This window comes from Limnohabitans sp. WS1 (assembly GCF_003063265.1).
In the GTDB taxonomy this organism is placed as follows: Bacteria; Pseudomonadota; Gammaproteobacteria; order Burkholderiales; family Burkholderiaceae_C; genus Limnohabitans_A.
On sequence record NZ_NERU01000025.1, the window covers coordinates 42791 to 59635 of the forward strand.

Below are 16845 nucleotides of genomic sequence, written 5' to 3' on the forward strand. Positions count from 1 at the left end.
GCTTCAGCCCCGACATGGCGGGCCGTTGTCGGACCTGAAGGTGCCGACCTACAAGATACCCAACACGCGCCCTTGTAGGTCGGTGGCTTCAGCCCCGACATGGCGGGCCGTTGTCGGACCTGAAGGTGCCGACCTACAAGATGCCGAACTGCAAAAAATGACCCCGCCGAGCTCACAACAACTTGCGCCCCGTCAGGCGTTCGTGTTCACGCAGGGCGAAGCGGTCGGTCATGCCCGCAATGTAGTCGGCCACCGAACGGTGCAGGTCAGCGTTGGCAGCGAAATCGGCGGACATTTCGGCGGGCTTGGCGATGTAAGCCGCAAACAACTCGCGCACCGCCTGCTGCGCCTGTCCGGTGGTGTGCATGACCTGCGGATGGCGGTAGAGCTGCGCGAACAAAAACCTTTTGAGCTCACTGCTGCGGGCCTTCATGCCAGGGCTGAACGCCACCAGCGGGCCAGCCAAGCGGGCTTCTTCCAACGAAGCAACACCCGCGTCGGATACGGCTCGGCGGGTGGTGTCGATCACGTCGTACACCTGGTCGCTCAGCATGCGGCGGATGGTTTCGTACAAAACGCGGCGCGGCTTTTCTGACAAGCCCGGGTGCTCGGCCAGCGTCTGCTGGTGGTAGTGCGCAAACAGTTCCACCTGCAGCAGTTGCTCGATGCTGATCAGCCCCGAACGCACGCCGTCGTCGATGTCGTGCGCGTTGTAGGCAATGGCGTCGGCCAGGTTGCACAGCTGCGCCTCCAGACTGGGCTGGGTGCGGTCGATGAAGCGCCGCCCCACGCCGCCCGGATCGGTCAACTCCAGATGCTCGGCATTCGTGCGGGAGCAATGTTTGAGCACGCCCTCACGGGTTTCAAAGCACAGGTTCAGGCCATCGAACGCGGGGTAGCGCTCTTCTAACTTATCCACCACGCGCAGGCTTTGCAGGTTGTGCTCAAAGCCGCCGTGCTCGGCCATGCATTCGTTGAGGGCGTCTTGCCCTGCATGCCCAAAAGGCGTGTGGCCCAAGTCGTGCGCCAGCGCCACCGCCTCGACCAGGTCCTCATTGAGCCCCAGCGCCCGGGCAATCGAGCGGCCCAATTGCGCGACTTCGAGCGAGTGTGTGAGCCGCGTGCGGAACAAGTCGCCTTCGTGGTTCAAAAACACCTGTGTTTTGTAGACCAGCCGCCGAAACGCGGTGGAGTGCACGATGCGGTCACGGTCGCGCTGAAAATCATTGCGCGTGGGCGCGGCAGGCTCGGCGAACCGTCGGCCCCGGGTGTGCGCTGGGTCGCAGGCCAAAGCCGACAAGCTGGCCTGTCCCGGGTTTGCACCCACCAAGACATCCCGTAACGCGGCGTGCATGGGCATCAGGCGCAACAGGCCTCGATCACCTCGCGCACCAGGGCGTCAGGGGCACCACACACGGTAGCTTTGCCTGGGCCGTGGATCACCACAAACTGAATGTCGCCGCCCACCGCTTTTTTATCCAGACGCATGTGTTCGATGTAATGGCCTGCGTTGTCGCTCGGATCGATGATGGGGCCGCGCACGGGCAGACCGGCTCGCGCGATCAAGGCCCGCAGCCGCGCCACAAAGGCGGCATCAACGTGCCCCAAACGCTGCGACAACTCGGCCGCCATGACCATGCCGCAGCCCACGGCTTCGCCGTGTAACCACACGCCAAAACCCAGACCGGCTTCAATGGCGTGGCCAAAGGTGTGGCCAAAATTGAGAATGGCTCGCAGGCCGGCTTCGCGCTCGTCTTGCCCCACCACCCAGGCCTTGATTTCGCAGCTGCGCTTGACGGCATGGGCCAGCGCAGCCGGGTCTTGCGCCATCAAGGCGTCGATGTTGGCCTCAATCCAGTCCAAAAAGGCCATGTCGGCAATCGGGCCGTATTTGATGACCTCGGCCAAGCCCGCGCTCAGCTCACGCGGGGGCAAGGTGCTCAGGGTGTTCAGGTCGCAGACCACGCGCACGGGTTGGTAGAACGCGCCGATCATGTTTTTGCCCAGCGGGTGGTTGATGGCGGTCTTGCCGCCCACCGACGAATCGACCTGCGACAAGAGCGTGGTCGGCACCTGCACAAAGGGCACGCCACGCATGTAGCTGGCGGCCGCAAAGCCGGTCATGTCGCCCACCACGCCACCGCCCAAGGCAAACAGCACCGTCTTGCGGTCACAAGCTTGGCCCAGCAAGGCATCAAAAATCAAATTCAGGGTAGACCAGTCTTTGTGCGCCTCGCCATCGGGCAGCACCACGGTGTGGACTTTTTTGTAATGCGGGGCAATGGCGCTGCGCAATGCGGCTTCGTACAGCGGGGCGATCGTGTCGTTGGTCACGATCATGGCCGTTGTCGCCTTGGGCAGACCTGCCCAGGTTTCGGGTCGGCCGAGCAGGCCTTGGCCTATCTGGATGTCATAACTGCGGTCGTCCAGCGAAATGGCAACCGTTTGGAGGGGGAATGTGGACTCGGACATAACCCCCAAGTGTAGAGCTTTCGTGTGGCGATCCCACCGACAGATCGGCTCAATAAGGGGCGTCAGGTGTCCCGGTGCACGGCGACGGGGCACATGCATGGCTGGGTTGTCCACCCAAGCCATGCGCGATGGTGGTGCCTCAGAGCTTAAAAGCCACCACGTTTTGCGTTTGCTCACCCAGGCCTTCGATGCCCAAACGCATCACATCGCCCCGCTTCAAGTAAACCGGCGCAGGCTTGCCATCGACCTTGACGCCCATGCCCACGCCCGGAGGTGTGCCGGTGGTGATGATGTCGCCCGGCTCCAGCGTCATGAACTGGCTCACGTAGCTCACCAGCTTGGCCACGCCAAAAATCATGGTCTTGGTGTTGCCGGTTTGATAACGCACGCCGTTCACATCGAGCCACATGCCCAAGGCTTGTGGGTTGGGCACTTCGTCACGGGTCACCAACCAAGGGCCGACGGGGCCGAAAGTGTCGCAACCCTTGCCCTTGTCCCAGCTGCCGCCCAGCTCCAGCTGGTATTCGCGCTCGCTCACGTCGTTGACAACGCAATAACCGGCCACATGGTTGAGGGCTTCTTTTTGCGTGACGTAACGTGCGCGGGTGCCGATCACGATGCCCAACTCGACTTCCCAGTCGGACTTCTTGGAGCCTTTGGGCAGCATGACGTCATCGTTGGCACCCTGGATGCAGGAGATCGTTTTGGTGAACACGATGGGTTCTTTGGGAATGGGCATGCCCGATTCGGCCGCGTGGTCGGCGTAGTTCAAGCCAATGGCGATGAACTTGCTGGTGAACGAGATGGGCGTGCCAAAACGCTTTTTACCGCGCACCAAAGGCAGCTTGTCGGTTTTGACTTTGGCCAGCTTGGCCAAAGCCTTGTCGTTCAGCAGATCGGGCGTGATGTCTTTGACCACACTGCTCAGGTCGCGCAAGCGGCCATCGACGTCGATCAGACCGGGTTTTTCTTTGCCGGGTTGGCCATAACGAACAAGTTTCATAAATACCTTTCAGTGCTTGAACAGAATCAATAAGTGGAACGACCACCCGACAGATCAAAGACCGCGCCGGTGGAGAAGGAACATTCTTCGGTGCTCAACCAAGTCACCATGGCGGCGACTTCTTCGGGCTCGCCAAAACGGGCCATCGGGATTTTAGAGAGCATGAACTGGATGTGCTCGGGCGTCATTTGATCAAAGATCGCCGTCTTCACAGCCGCCGGGGTGACACAGTTCACGCGCACGCCCGTGTCGGCCAGCTCTTTGCCCAGCGATTTGGTGAGACCGATGACCGCTGCCTTGCTCGCACTGTAAGCGCTGGCGTTGGGGTTGCCATCCTTGCCTGCGACCGAGGCGATGTTGATGATGCGCCCGTAGTTGCGGGTCTTCATGTGGGCGCTGAGTTCGCGGCAGCAATGAAACAAACCGTGCACGTTCACATCAAACACCTGTTTCCAGGCGTCCACCGGATAGTCCCAGACCTTGACGTTGGGGCCAGTGATCCCCGCGCTGTTGACCAGCACATCGACGCCTGCCAGCGCCGTGGTTTGTGCGGTGGCTTGTACCACCGAGCCGTGGTCGGCCACATCCACCTGCACCGTGTTGACCACCGCACCCAACTGGCCTTGGCGCAGCTGTTCGGCGGCTTGGGCCATGCCTGCGGCATCGCGGTCCCATATGGTGACGCGTGCGCCCGAGGCCAGCATGCGCTGCGCAATGGCAAAACCCAGGCCGGTGGCGCCGCCGGTGATGACCGCGTGGCGGCCTTTCATGTCGAGCAAGTTCATGTGTAGCTTTCAGTCATTCAATGGGGGGTCAGATGGTCATGCCACCGTCGACCATGTAGGCATTGCCCGTGGCGAAGATGGATTCGTCAGAAGCGAGGAAGGTGACGATGGGCGCGATTTCGTGCGCCTGCGCCAAACGACCCATGGGCTGGCGGTTGATGAAATCTTGCCTGGCCTGCACCGGGTCGGCATAGCTGTTGATGCGGTCTTGCAGCGAAGGCGTGTCCACGGTGCCGGGGCAGATGCAGTTGCAGCGCACCCCTTGGCGCACATAGTCGGCGGCCACGCTTTTGGTCAGGCCAATCACGGCAGCCTTGCTGGTGCCGTAAATGAATCGGTTGGGCAAGCCGCGCACGCTGGAGCACACACTGGCCATGTTGATGATGCTGCCGCCGTGGCCGGTTTGTGCAAACTGCGCCACCATTTTGGGAATGACCGCCTGGATCATCCAGAACTGCGAACGCACATTCAAATTGAAGGCGAAGTCCCAGTCCTCTTCAGTGGCCAATTCAATGCTGCCGTTGTGCACAAAGCCTGCGCAGTTGAAGACGATGTCAATGCGGTCAAGGCTGGCCACTTGGGCGGCGATGGCTGCTTTGTCGAGCACGTTGAGCACGGCGGTGTGCACATTGGCCACGCCCTCGTAGCTCTTGAGCAATTCGGGGTTCACATCGGTGGCATAGACCGTGGCACCCTCAGCGGCCATGGCCAATGCGGCCGCTTGGCCAATGCCTTGGCCAGCGGCGGTGACCAGTGCGATTTTTCCTTTGAGTCTCATGGTGCTTGGATCTCCAGTTGCGTGATTTGTTTTGCGTTGATGGCGGCCCAGTCCCAGGCAATGCCAAGGCCTGGGGTGTCCGGTGGCAGGGCAAAGCCGTCCTGCACTTGCATGCGCGAGGTGGTGATGTCGTCGAGCTGCGGGATGTATTCGACCCAAGTGGCGTTGGGCACGGCAGCGCACAGGCTCACATGCAACTCCATCAAGAAGTGCGGGCACACCGCCACGTCAAAAGTTTCGGCCAAGTGCGCGGTTTTGATCCAGGGCGTGATGCCGCCAATGCGGGCCACATCGGGCTGCACGATCGAACACGCGCCCTGCTCCAGGTACTCGCGGAACTGCATCGGGTGGTACATCGACTCGCCCACCGCCACGGGAATGGTGGTGTGCTCGCGCAACTGGCAGTGGCCCGACACGTCTTCGGCGGGCAAAGGCTCCTCCATCCACGCCAAGCCCAAGCCGTCAAAAGCCCGCGCCCGGCGCACGGCCTCGGCGCGGTTGAAGCCCTGGTTGGCATCGGTCATCAAGTCAAAGCCCGGGCCCACCGCGTCACGCACGGCACTCAGGCGCGCCACGTCTTCGCTCACATGAGGTCTGCCGATCTTGATCTTCGCGCCTTTGAAGCCTTGGGCTTGTGCCTCCAGGGTCTGATCCACCAGCGCCTCAGGCGATAAATGCAACCAACCACCTTCGGTGGTGTAGAGCGGCACACGCGCTTGCGCACCGCCCAGCAGCTGCCACAGCGGCAGGCCCTGGCTTTGCGCACGCCAGTCCCACAAAGCCGTGTCCACGCAGGCCAGCGCCAGGCTGGTCATGGCCCCCACGGCTGTGGCATGGGTGTGAAAAAACAGGTCCTTCCAGATCGCTTCGACCAGGACCGGGTTGCGGCCGATCAGGCGCGGCACCAAATGGTCCTTGAGCAAGGCCATCACCGACGAGCCGCCGGTGCCAATGGTGTAGGCGTAACCCGTGGCCGCGATGCCGTCGCTGCAGTGCAGCGTGAGCAAGAGGGTCTCTTGTGTCACAAAGGACTGGATGGCGTCGGTGCGCAAAACCTTGGGCGGCAAGTTCACTTGCCGAAGGCTCACGCGGTCAATGGTGACGGGGGTCATAGGGGGCAGCAGGGATGGTGAAAAACAGGTGCAGCAGGATCAGGTGAAGTAGAAAAAACCACCAACCGCGACACCAGCAACAACAAGGGCTTCAAGGCTTCGCAGCATGCGACACGCCCACTGCGCCGCACGTCTTTTGTGTGACAGCCGCCATGCGGGTTTGTGCGGAGTTGCAATGGCTTTTGAACATGTGATGATTCTGCAACTGGTCTGACCACTTGTCCAATTCACGTTATCCCTGATCACCCCCATGCCCTTGCACACCGTGGCCCCGCAACGCCTGTACCGCCAGATTGCCGAACAAGTTCGGCAATTGATGGCGTCTGGCGAGTTCGCCTTGGGCTCGCGTTTGCCGGCCGAACGCGACTTGGCGTTGCAACTGGGCGTGAGCCGCCCCTCGGTGCGCGAAGCCCTCATTGCGCTGGAGGTCGAGGGCATGATCGAGGTGCGCACGGGCTCCGGCATTTATGTGCAGCGCATTGAACCGCACAGCAAGTCTGCCGCCACTGAAACCGATGCCAACACCCCGGCTGACTGGGGTCCACTGGAGGTGATGAGCGCCCGTTTGTTGGTGGAAGCCGAAGTGGCCGCGCTGGCAGCCACCCACGCGCAAAAAGCCGACCTCAAAGCCATCAAAGCGGGCTTGCAGCAAATGAAGCTGGAAGCCGCTCGCGACCAAGTGCCACGCGAAGGCGACGAAGCCTTTCACGAAGCCATTGCCCAGGCCTGCGGCAACAGCGTGCTGCTTGACACCGTGCAGCGCTACTGGCAAGCCCGCAACGGCCCGCTGTTTGAGCGGCTGGGCGACTACTTTGAACACCCCGAATCCTGGCAAGCGGCCATTGGCGAGCACCAACAGGTGCTGCTGGCCATTGAGGCTCACGACGCCAGCGCCGCCCGCAAAACCATGCAAAAGCACCTGAGACAAGCCTACAAAAGATACAGCGCGAGCTGGCGCCGCGCACCTGCCCGATAGCGCACCCCAAAGAGGGTCCGCTAGAAGGCATGCATTTTCCCGCGTCAGCATTTTTTTCAATACCAACGAGGAGACTTTGATGAGCAAACGATTGACCCTGAAAACCCTGGCCACCGTCGGCGCTTTTGCCGTGGGTGCCATGACCGTGTTGGGCAGCACTGCGGTGCAGGCCCAGCAAAAACTCAAGTGGGCCCACGTCTACGAGACGTCCGAGCCCTTCCACACCGAATCGGTGTGGGCCGCCGAAGAAATCAAAAAACGCAGCAACGGCAAGTTTGACATCCAGGTCTTCCCGGCCTCCACCTTGGGCAAGGAAACCGACATCAACCAGGGCCTGACCCTGGGCACGGTAGACATGATCATCAGCGGCCCCTCATTTGCAGCCCGCACCTACCCCCGTTTTGGCATTGCCTACTACCCCTTCATCTTCCGCGATGGCGACCACCTGATTGCCTACTCCAAGAGCCCCGTGTTCCAGGAAATGGTGAGCGAATTCCGCACCCGCACTGGCATCCAGGTGACGGCCTACACCTACTACGGTGCACGCCACACCACCGCCCAAAAAGCCTTCACCAACTGCGCTGGCATGAAGGGCATCAAGATCCGCGTGCCCGATGTGCCGGCTTACCGTGCCACGCCTGAAGCTTGCGGCGCCAACCCCACACCGATTGCTTTTGCCGAGGTGTACCTGGCCCTGCAAAACGGCACCGTGGAAGCGCAAGAAAACCCATTGACCACCATCGAAGCCAAGAAGTTCTTTGAAGTGCAAAAGGCCATCATGCTCACCGGGCACATCGTCGACGGCCTGACCACCCAGATCGCCCCGCATGTCTGGAACAAGCTGAGCGATGCCGAAAAGAAAATATTCACCGATGTGACCCAGGAAGCCGCTGTCCGCGCATCGTCCAAAGTCAAGGCCCGCGAAGCCGAGTTGGTGGACGAGTTCAAGAAAAAAGGCCTGCAAGTGGTGCAGGTGGACCGCAAGTCTTTCCAGGATGCTGTCCTGAAAAACAAGCCCCTGACCGGCATGGGTTTCACGCAGTCTGACTTCGACAAGATCCAGGCCGCCAAATAAGGCGCTCACGCATCAGGTTTTGTGCCGATGGCACAGGTCTGATGCTTTGGCTATTCCTTGCAGACCGAACTCACCGAGTTCGGTCTGCTCATCTGGCCAAGTTTTAGATCCCAAGGACACACCATGAGCAATCTTCCCGACCTCGACGCCATGCCCAAAGTCATGGGCGACGATGGCCAGTTTCACGCGACCGACGACGACGTCGATCTGTCGGGCACACCCATCGAAGCTTGGGTGGCCTTGGCGTTCTTCTGGGCCTTGGGCCTGACGGTTTTTTACCAATTTTTCACGCGCTACGTGATGAACAACTCGGCCTCGTGGACCGAGGAAATTGCGCGCTATTTGTTGATCGCCACCGTCTTCACAGGGGCCACGATTGGCGTGGCCAAAAACAACCACATCCAGGTGGACTTTTTCTTTCGCTTCATGCCCGACTGGATGGGTCGCGCCATGGGCACGGTGGTCGATGTGATGCGCATCGCTTTTTTTGCTGCCGCCACCTTCCTCACGGGCCAGATGATGGAAAAACTGGGCAGCTACAAGATGACCATCATCGACTTGCCCATGAACCTGGTTTATGGCGTGGTGATGGCCGGTTTTGCCGCCATGTGCCTGCGCGCCGTGTGGGTGGCCAAGGTGCATTGGCAGCGAGGTTACACCGTGCTGCAACGCCCCGAATCCGAAATGACCGACCGCTGAAACGCCCTTAGAAAGTTCTCCATGTTGAAGATCCTTTTTCTCATTCTCATGAGCGGCGGCATCCCAGTGGCCATTGCCATGGCGGGCGCGTCGCTGATTTACCTCTTGTTTGCTGAAAGCTCGCCGCCTTTTGTGGTGATCCACCGCATGGTCTCTGGCATCGACAGCTTTCCGCTGCTGGCCGTGCCCTTCTTCATTTTGGCCGGCAACCTGATGAACAACGCGGGCATCACCAACCGCATTTACAACTACGCGCTGGCCTTGGTGGGCTGGCTCAAAGGGGGCCTCGGCCACGTCAACGTGGTGGGCTCGGTCGTGTTTGCGGGCATGAGCGGCACGGCCATTGCCGACGCGGCAGGCCTGGGCACCATCGAGATCAAAGCCATGAAAGACCATGGCTACAGCACCGAGTTTGCAGTCGGCGTCACAGCCGCTTCGGCCACGCTGGGGCCCATCATTCCACCCAGCCTGCCCTTTGTGATCTACGGCATGATGGCCAACGTGTCGGTGGGTGCGCTGTTCCTCGCGGGCATCTTGCCGGGCATCTTCATGGCGCTGCTCATGATGCTGACGGTGGCCTATTTCGCGCACAAAAACGGCTGGGGTGCCGATGTGAAATTCGAGTGGCCCAAGGTCATCAAGGCCCTGGCCGAAACCGCTGTGGTGGTGGGCTGGCCCTTGTCCATTTGGTGGTTGGTGACCGCCATGGGCACACCCCCTCAGATCACGGTGTTTGTGGCCCTGATCGTTTTGTTCGCTGCTGACAAGTTCTTCAACTTCCAGGCCGTATTGCCCATCATGACCCCGGTCATCCTGATTGGCGGCATGACCACCGGCGTGTTCACCCCCACCGAAGGCGCGATTGCCGCTTGCGTTTGGGCCATCGCGCTGGGCTTCTTTTGGTACCGCACACTCAACTTCAAGATGTTCGTGAAGATCTGCCTGGACACGGTGGAAACCACCGCCACGGTGTTGTTCATCGTGGCCGCAGCCAGTATCTTTGGCTGGATGCTCACCGCCACCGGCGTGACCACCGCCATCTCTGCTTGGGTGCTGGGCTTCACCCAAGAGCCATGGGTGTTCTTGCTGCTGGCCAATGCGCTGATGCTGTTTGTGGGCTGCTTCCTGGAGCCCACCGCCGCCATCACCATCCTCGTGCCCATCCTGGTGCCGATTTGCCAGCAACTGGGCATTGACCTGGTGCACTTCGGTCTGGTCATGGTGCTGAACCTGATGATCGGCTTGTTGCATCCCCCCATGGGCATGGTGCTGTTCGTATTGGCTCGCGTGGCCAAGCTCAGCGTCGAGCGCACCACCATGGCCATCTTGCCTTGGCTGTTCCCTTTGCTGGGCAGCCTGGCCGTTATCACCTATGCGCCCAGCTTGGTGCTGTGGTTGCCCAAGCAGTTTTATTGAGGACTTTTCATGAGCAGTTTCATCCGTTTGCATCCAGCCGATGACGTGGTCATCGCTCGCAGCCAACTCATGAGCGGCAGCGCCGTCGAGGGCGTGCCCGTGCGCGGCCTGATCCCGCCGGGCCACAAGGTGGCCACCCGCGCCATCGCCGTGGGCGAACCGGTGCGCCGCTACAACCAGATCATTGGCTTTGCGCACCAGCCCATTGCGCCGGGCGAGCATGTGCACACCCACAACCTGAACATGGGCGCAGAAAAAGGCAACTTCGAGCGCGACTACGCCATTGGCCAAGACGTGAAACCCGAGCCGGTGCGCCAACAAGCGAGCTTCATGGGCTACAAGCGCAGCGACGGCCGCGTGGCCACACGCAACTACATCGGCGTGTTATCCAGCGTGAACTGCTCGGCCACCGCCGCACGCGCCATTGCAGACCATTTCTCCAAACGCAACAACCCTGCTGCGCTGGCCAACTTTCCGAATGTCGATGGCGTGGTGGCTTTGACACACGGCACCGGCTGCGGCATGGACACCGAAGGGCTGGGCATCCAGCTGCTCGAGCGCACGCTGGCCGGCTACGCCACACACGCCAACTTCTGGGGCGTGGTGGTGGTGGGATTGGGCTGCGAGGCCAACCAGCTCAGCACCTGGCTGGCGCACAGCAGCTTGCGCGTGGGCGACACGCTCAAGGTCTTTAACATCCAGGACTCGGGCGGCACGCGTCTGACGGTCGAAAAAGGCATTGCCTTGATCGAAGAAATGCTGCCCCGCGCCAACGCCATCACCCGCGAGCCTTGCAGCGCCGAACACATCACCGTGGGTCTGCAGTGCGGCGGCTCGGATGGGTATTCGGGCATCAGCGCCAACCCGGCTTTAGGTGCAGCGGTGGACTTGTTGGTGCAACACGGCGGCACCGCCATCCTGAGCGAAACGCCCGAGATTTATGGCGCAGAGCATTTGCTCACGCGCCGTGCTGTGAAGCCCGAAGTAGCGCACAAACTGATCGAGCGCATCCACTGGTGGGAAAACTACACCGCCATCAACGGCGGTGAGATGAACAACAACCCCTCGCCCGGCAACAAGGCCGGTGGCCTGACCACCATCCTGGAGAAGTCTTTGGGTGCAGTGGCCAAGGGCGGCACCAGCAACCTGCAAGCGGTGTACGAATACGCTGAGACGGTCACCGCCAAAGGCTTTGTTTACATGGACACGCCCGGCTACGACCCGGTGAGCGCAACGGGCCAGGTGGCGGGTGGCGCCAACCTGATTTGCTTCACCACCGGGCGTGGCAGCGCCTATGGCTGCGCCCCGTCGCCGAGCCTCAAGTTCTCGACCAACACCGCCCTGTGGAAAAAGCAGGAAGAGGACATGGACCTGAACTGCGGCGAGATCGTAGACGGCGGCGTGAGCATTGCCGAGATGGGCCAGCGCATCTTCGAGATGATCCTCGCCGCCGCCTCGGGCGAGCCCACCAAGAGCGAACGCCATGGCTACGGTCAAAACGAGTTTGTGCCATGGCAAGTGGGCGCGGTGATGTGAGCCCTGTCGTGATCCGCGTTTCGACATCGGGCAGACAGGCGGGCTGCTGTAGGTCGGCACCTTCAGGTCCTACGTTTGTCCGCCTCGCCAAAGGCCTCATGTCGGGGCTAAAGCCACCGACCTACTCAAACCATCGGTGCAAACCGTTCTGATGATTTTTTGACAGACGACAAGACCTCTATGAGCCACACCATTTCCGCCGCAGAACTGCGCGCCAAAGTCGCCCGCATCATTGAACAAGCGGGCAGCGCCCCCGACGAAGCCGCCCAGGTGGCCGACAACCTGGTCATGGCCAACTTGAGTGGCCACGACTCGCACGGCGTGGGCATGGTGCCGCGCTATGTGGACGCCGTGCTCGAAGGCGGCCTGAGCCCCAACACGGGCGTGAAGGTCTTGCTCGACACCGGCCCCTTGCTCAACCTCGACGGCCAACGCGGCTACGGCCAAATCACCGGCGTGCAGGCCATGCAAATGGGCATTGAACGCGCCAAGCAACACGGCGTGTGCACCGTGGCCCTGAGCCGCTCGCACCACCTGGGCCGCATTGGCCACTTTGCCGAAATGGCTGTGACGCAAGGCTTGGTGTCGGTGCATTTTGTGAACGTGCTCTCGCGCCCCGTGGTCGCGCCCTTTGGCGGTGGCGACGGGCGCTTTGGCACCAACCCCTGCTGCATTGGCGTGCCCATGGGCGACCGTGCCCCCTTTGTGCTCGACTTTGCCACAAGCCGTGTGGCGCAAGGCAAGATGCGCGTGGCGCACAACAAGGGCGAACAGGTCCCACCCGGTTATTTGATCGACGAACACGGCCACCCCACCACCGACCCGGGCGTGGTGGTGGTGCCGCAATCCAACGGTTTGTTTGGTGCGCTCATGACCTTTGGTGACCACAAAGGCTTTGGCATGGCCATGGCCTGCGAGCTGCTGGGTGGTGCGCTGACCGGCGGCGGGACATGGCACCGCGAGGCGGATAACCAACGCGCCGTGCTCAACAGCATGCTGACGATGTTGATTGACCCTGTGCGCCTGGGCACACAAGCCATGTTCGAGCAAGAAGCCCTGGCCTTTGCCGACTGGCTGCGCCAAAGCCCCGATGCACCCGGCAGCGATGGCGTCAAGCTCGCAGGCGAGCCCGAACGCACGGCACGCGCCGACCGCGAACAAAACGGCATCTGGATCGACGACACAACCTGGGCAGAGATCGAAGCGTCTGAACAGAAACTCCAACAGCCTTGAGCGCATGGCCGCTGGCCCTGCGCTCAAGGTCTACACACCTCACACCATGACCCTGTCTGCTGCAACACTCCGCGCCCTGCCCGAGTCCGTGCACACCCCCACCTATGACCGCACGGCCCACGCCCCTGGCGTGGTGCACCTGGGTCTGGGCGCTTTTCACCGCGCCCACCAGGCCATGGTGTTTGACCAACTGCTGGCCAGTGGCGACACGCGCTGGGGCATTCACGGTGTGGGCATGACACGTCCTGACTTGGTGAAACAACTGCGTGCGCAAGATGGCTTGTACGCCGTGCGTGTGGCCGATGGGCAAGGCGTCAGGTGGCAAGTGCCCGGCGCACTTTGGCGCATGAATGTGGCCGCCACCGAGCGCGATGCGGTGGTGCAAGCCATCGCCGCACCCACCACCCGCTGGGTCACGCTCACCGTGACAGAAAAAGGCTACACCCCCGCTTTAGGCCAACTGCTGCTCGACGGCTTGCGCCTGCGCCAGCAAGCAGGCTTGCCCGGCGTCACCGTGGCTTCGTGCGACAACCTGCAAGGCAATGGCCACAAGCTGCAAGCCTTGGTCAAGGCCGAGATTCCAGCCAAAGACATGACAGCGCAAGACGCCGAGCTGCTGCGCTGGCTGGACGCGCAATGCGCTTTTCCGTGCAGCATGGTCGACCGCATCGTGCCTGCCGCCACGCCCGAAGTGATGGCGGCTGCGCAAGAGGCGCTGGGCCTGCAAGACCACTGCGCCCTGAGCACCGAAGGTTTTTGGGAATGGGTGATCGAAGACCGCTTTGCCGACCCTGCCGACGCGGCCCTGCTGCAAAGCGCCGGTGTGCGCGTGACGGGCGATGTGCACAGCTACGAAGAGGCCAAGCTGCGCATGCTCAACGGCAGCCACACGGCCATGGCGCTCATGGGGGCCATCACCGGCAGACCCTTCATTGCCAGCTGCATTGGGGTGCCGCACATCCGAGAATTTGTGCACCAACTGATGGGCCACGAAGTTGCGCCGCACCTGAGTCGCAGCGACTGGGCAGATTACCGCGACGCACTGATTGAGCGTTTTGGCAACCCCTACTTGAAGCACAGCGTGCACCAGATCGCCACCGACAGCTCGCAAAAAATTCCGCAGCGCTGGCCGCCCTCGGTGCTCGGTCAAATCGAGCAAGGCGCTTCATTTGAACACCACGCACTGGCCGCTGCCGTGTTCGTGCGCTACACGCTGGCTGTGGACGAGCAAGGCCAAGCCTATGCCCTGAACGATCCGCAAGCCGAAAGCCTGATGGCCCTGGGCGCTGCCCAGCGCACCGAGCATGCAGCCTGCGTGCGCGCCCTGCTGGCCCGTGAAGACCTGTGGGGCAACGCCTTGCCCCAACACGCAGGCTGGATCGCCCGCGTCACGCACTGGCACCAGCAAGTGCTGCTGCACGGTGTGGACGCCGCAGTCCAACAACTGTTGACCACAACACCATGACAAAAGCCGCCACAGCTTCCTGTAGGTCGGCACCTTCAGGTCCGACGTTTATCCGTTTGCCAAGGACTCATGTCGGGGCTAAAGCCACCGACCTACAAAACGAACCACCCCGTAGATCGGCACCTTCAGGTCCGACGTTTACCCGTTTGCCAAGTACTCATGTCGGGGCTAAAGCCGCCGACCTACAAAACGAACCACCCCGTAGGTCGGCAGCTTCAGCTCCGACGTTTACCCGTTTGCCAAGGACTCATGTCGGGGCTAAAGCCGCCGACCTACAAAACGAACCACCCCGTAGGTCGGCACCTTCAGGTCCGACGTTTACCCGTTTGCCAAGGACTCATGTCGGGGCTAAAGCCGCCGACCTACAAAACGAGCCGCCCCGTAGGTCGGCAGCTTCAGCTCCGACATGACCGGTTGACCGCAGGTCCTTACCGATGCGAAAACCGTCGACAACACCTATTGCCAACGCATGAACTTGCGCCTACCGAACAGATCTGAGCCATGAAAATCACCACCGCCCGCGTCATCGTCTGCAGCCCCGGCCGCAACTTCGTCACCCTCAAGATCGAGACCGACCAAGGCGTTTATGGCGTGGGTGACGCCACGCTCAACGGCCGCGAGCTGGCGGTGGTCAGCTACCTCGAAGACCATGTGATCCCCTGCCTGATCGGGCGCGACCCGCAGCAGATCGAAGACATCTGGCAATACCTCTACAAAGGCGCCTACTGGCGACGCGGCCCGGTGACCATGAGCGCGATTGCCGCCGTGGACACCGCGTTGTGGGACATCAAGGCCAAGATGGCGAACATGCCGCTGTACCAGTTGCTGGGTGGGCGCAGCCGCACCGGGGTCATGGTCTACGGCCACGCCAACGGCCGCGACACCGCCGAAACGGTGGATGAAGTCTTGCGCCACAAAGAAGAAGGCTACTTGGCCATCCGCGCCCAAAGCGGCGTGCCGGGCCTGAACAAGGTCTATGGTGTGAGTGGCACGAATCGCCTGTACGAACCCGCCGACGGCAACTTGCCGAGCGAGCACGACTGGAGCACCGAGAAGTATTTGCGCCACACCCCCGGCCTGTTTGAAGCCGTGCGCGAAGCCGTGGGCCCCGACATCCATTTGCTGCACGACGTGCACCACCGCCTGACGCCCATCGAGGCAGGGCAACTGGGCAAGGCGCTGGAGCCCATGCGCCTGTTCTGGATGGAAGACCCAACGCCCGCCGAAAACCAGGACGCCTTTGCATGGATACGCCACCACACCACCACGCCGATCGCGGTGGGTGAGATTTTCAACAGCATCTGGGACTGCAAGACGCTGATCGAAAAGCAGCTGATCGACTACATCCGCACCACCGTGGTCCACGCAGGCGGCATCACCCACCTGCGGCGCATCGCCGACTTGGCCAGCCTCTACCAAGTGCGCACCGGCTGCCACGGCGCGACCGATTTGTCACCCGTGTGCATGGGCGCGGCCCTGCACTTTGACACCTGGGTGCCCAACTTTGGCGTGCAAGAGTTCATGCCGCACAGCGAAGAAATGCTGTCGGTCTTTCCGCACGACTACCGCTTTGAGCGCGGCATGATGCACTGCGGCGAGTCACCCGGCCACGGGGTGGACATCGACGAAAAGCTGGCTGCGAAGTACCCGTATCAAAGAGCCTATCTGCCGGTGAACCGGTTGCAGCATGATGGGACTTTGTGGAGTTGGTGAGGTGAGCTGAACGTGGATGGGCTGCTTTGCAGCGTCTTACGACCTTCGGTGCTTCGCGCTGTACGAACGCTTTACGGAAACAAGCAGTCATTCGACTCGACCACTCTGACCTTAACTAATGTAAGACTTTGATGTTGTGCCAACAGCAGGATACGCGATGCCCGCTGGCTAGCGGAGCCTCAAGCGAACGTGGGGGCGCTTGAGTTACCGGGAGTTCAACGTGACTCGCGCCGCAAGACGTCCGTGGACATGGCGCAGCAGGTAGTAAACAAGGCGTCCAGCACGGTTCTAAGCTTGCTGATTTCGTAGGTGCCGTTTGCAACGTCCTCGACGCTTGCCTCGTAGAAGGCTTTGGCGTAGCTTTCCTTGAAGTCCAGCGCGCCTTGATAGATGCCCATTGAAGCCTTGAAGTTGGTCCAAGTCACCTGTGCTTCAGGACGACCTGCTAGGCGGAGATCTAGTGTAGTGTTTCACTCTTGATAATACATAAATTATCTCCATCTATAGCGTATTGTTTTTAGCCAAGATGGATGACCAAGATGCGCGTAGCCCCCACGATCACGCTTACCGACGATGAGCGTA

At 61.3% G+C, this 16845-nt stretch carries 15 protein-coding genes; 8 read left to right on the forward strand and 7 right to left on the reverse strand.

What is annotated here, in order from left to right:
• Positions 1 to 172 precede the first annotated feature (172 nt).
• The 6 genes from B9Z48_RS20265 to B9Z48_RS20290 all read right to left on the reverse strand — a co-directional run bounded on the left by B9Z48_RS20265 (position 173) and on the right by B9Z48_RS20290 (position 6150).
• Positions 173 to 1354 (reverse strand): deoxyguanosinetriphosphate triphosphohydrolase, encoded by a 1182-nt coding sequence (locus B9Z48_RS20265; protein ID WP_108380445.1) that lies wholly within the window; start codon positions 1352 to 1354, stop codon positions 173 to 175.
• A 5-nt stretch (positions 1355 to 1359) separates the two neighbouring features.
• Positions 1360 to 2472 carry a 3-dehydroquinate synthase gene (gene aroB / locus B9Z48_RS20270; protein ID WP_108380432.1) on the reverse strand — a complete coding sequence of 371 codons (1113 nt, stop codon included), beginning with the start codon at positions 2470 to 2472 and terminating at the stop codon, positions 1360 to 1362.
• A 139-nt stretch (positions 2473 to 2611) separates the two neighbouring features.
• Complete coding sequence (locus B9Z48_RS20275; protein WP_108380433.1) at positions 2612 to 3475, reverse strand: fumarylacetoacetate hydrolase family protein; 864 nt, start codon at positions 3473 to 3475, stop codon at positions 2612 to 2614.
• Positions 3476 to 3501: 26 nt separating this feature from the next.
• Positions 3502 to 4260: an SDR family NAD(P)-dependent oxidoreductase gene (locus B9Z48_RS20280; RefSeq protein WP_089955964.1), complete on the reverse strand. Its 759-nt coding sequence runs from the start codon at positions 4258 to 4260 to the stop codon at positions 3502 to 3504.
• 28 nt (positions 4261 to 4288) lie between these two features.
• Positions 4289 to 5038, reverse strand: a complete 750-nt coding sequence (locus B9Z48_RS20285; RefSeq protein WP_108380434.1) for an SDR family oxidoreductase — start codon at positions 5036 to 5038, stop codon at positions 4289 to 4291.
• Positions 5035 to 6150: a mandelate racemase/muconate lactonizing enzyme family protein gene (locus B9Z48_RS20290; RefSeq protein ID WP_108380435.1), complete on the reverse strand. Its 1116-nt coding sequence runs from the start codon at positions 6148 to 6150 to the stop codon at positions 5035 to 5037. Before B9Z48_RS20290 ends, B9Z48_RS20285 begins: the two co-directional genes overlap by 4 nt.
• A 250-nt stretch (positions 6151 to 6400) precedes the next feature.
• Here B9Z48_RS20290 and B9Z48_RS20295 point away from each other — a divergent pair, with 250 nt between their 5' ends.
• From B9Z48_RS20295 to manD, 8 genes are all read left to right on the forward strand, one after another.
• Positions 6401 to 7126, forward strand: coding sequence for a FadR/GntR family transcriptional regulator (locus B9Z48_RS20295; protein WP_108380436.1), 726 nt, complete (start codon positions 6401 to 6403; stop codon positions 7124 to 7126).
• A gap of 79 nt (positions 7127 to 7205) precedes the next feature.
• Positions 7206 to 8201, forward strand: a complete 996-nt coding sequence (locus B9Z48_RS20300) for a sialic acid TRAP transporter substrate-binding protein SiaP (protein WP_089955980.1) — start codon at positions 7206 to 7208, stop codon at positions 8199 to 8201.
• Positions 8202 to 8324: 123 nt separating this feature from the next.
• Positions 8325 to 8900, forward strand: a complete 576-nt coding sequence (locus B9Z48_RS20305; RefSeq protein WP_089956360.1) for a TRAP transporter small permease — start codon at positions 8325 to 8327, stop codon at positions 8898 to 8900.
• A gap of 21 nt (positions 8901 to 8921) precedes the next feature.
• On the forward strand, positions 8922 to 10316 hold the full coding sequence (locus tag B9Z48_RS20310; RefSeq protein ID WP_108380437.1) for a TRAP transporter large permease: 1395 nt from the start codon (positions 8922 to 8924) through the stop codon (positions 10314 to 10316).
• Between the two features lie 9 nt (positions 10317 to 10325).
• Positions 10326 to 11852, forward strand: coding sequence for a UxaA family hydrolase (locus tag B9Z48_RS20315; protein ID WP_108380438.1), 1527 nt, complete (start codon positions 10326 to 10328; stop codon positions 11850 to 11852).
• 180 nt (positions 11853 to 12032) lie between these two features.
• Positions 12033 to 13085 carry a malate/lactate/ureidoglycolate dehydrogenase gene (locus B9Z48_RS20320; RefSeq protein ID WP_108380439.1) on the forward strand — a complete coding sequence of 351 codons (1053 nt, stop codon included), beginning with the start codon at positions 12033 to 12035 and terminating at the stop codon, positions 13083 to 13085.
• Between the two features lie 4 nt (positions 13086 to 13089).
• A complete protein-coding gene (locus tag B9Z48_RS20325) occupies positions 13090 to 14550 on the forward strand; it encodes a mannitol dehydrogenase family protein (RefSeq protein ID WP_233261207.1) in 1461 nt (486 codons plus the stop codon).
• A 501-nt stretch (positions 14551 to 15051) separates the two neighbouring features.
• Positions 15052 to 16263, forward strand: a complete 1212-nt coding sequence (gene manD / locus B9Z48_RS20330; protein ID WP_108380440.1) for a D-mannonate dehydratase ManD — start codon at positions 15052 to 15054, stop codon at positions 16261 to 16263.
• A 215-nt stretch (positions 16264 to 16478) separates the two neighbouring features.
• On the opposite strand, the gene B9Z48_RS20335 is transcribed toward manD, so the two are convergent.
• Positions 16479 to 16688: a hypothetical protein gene (locus B9Z48_RS20335; protein WP_199233560.1), complete on the reverse strand. Its 210-nt coding sequence runs from the start codon at positions 16686 to 16688 to the stop codon at positions 16479 to 16481.
• Positions 16689 to 16845: the final 157 nt, after the last annotated feature.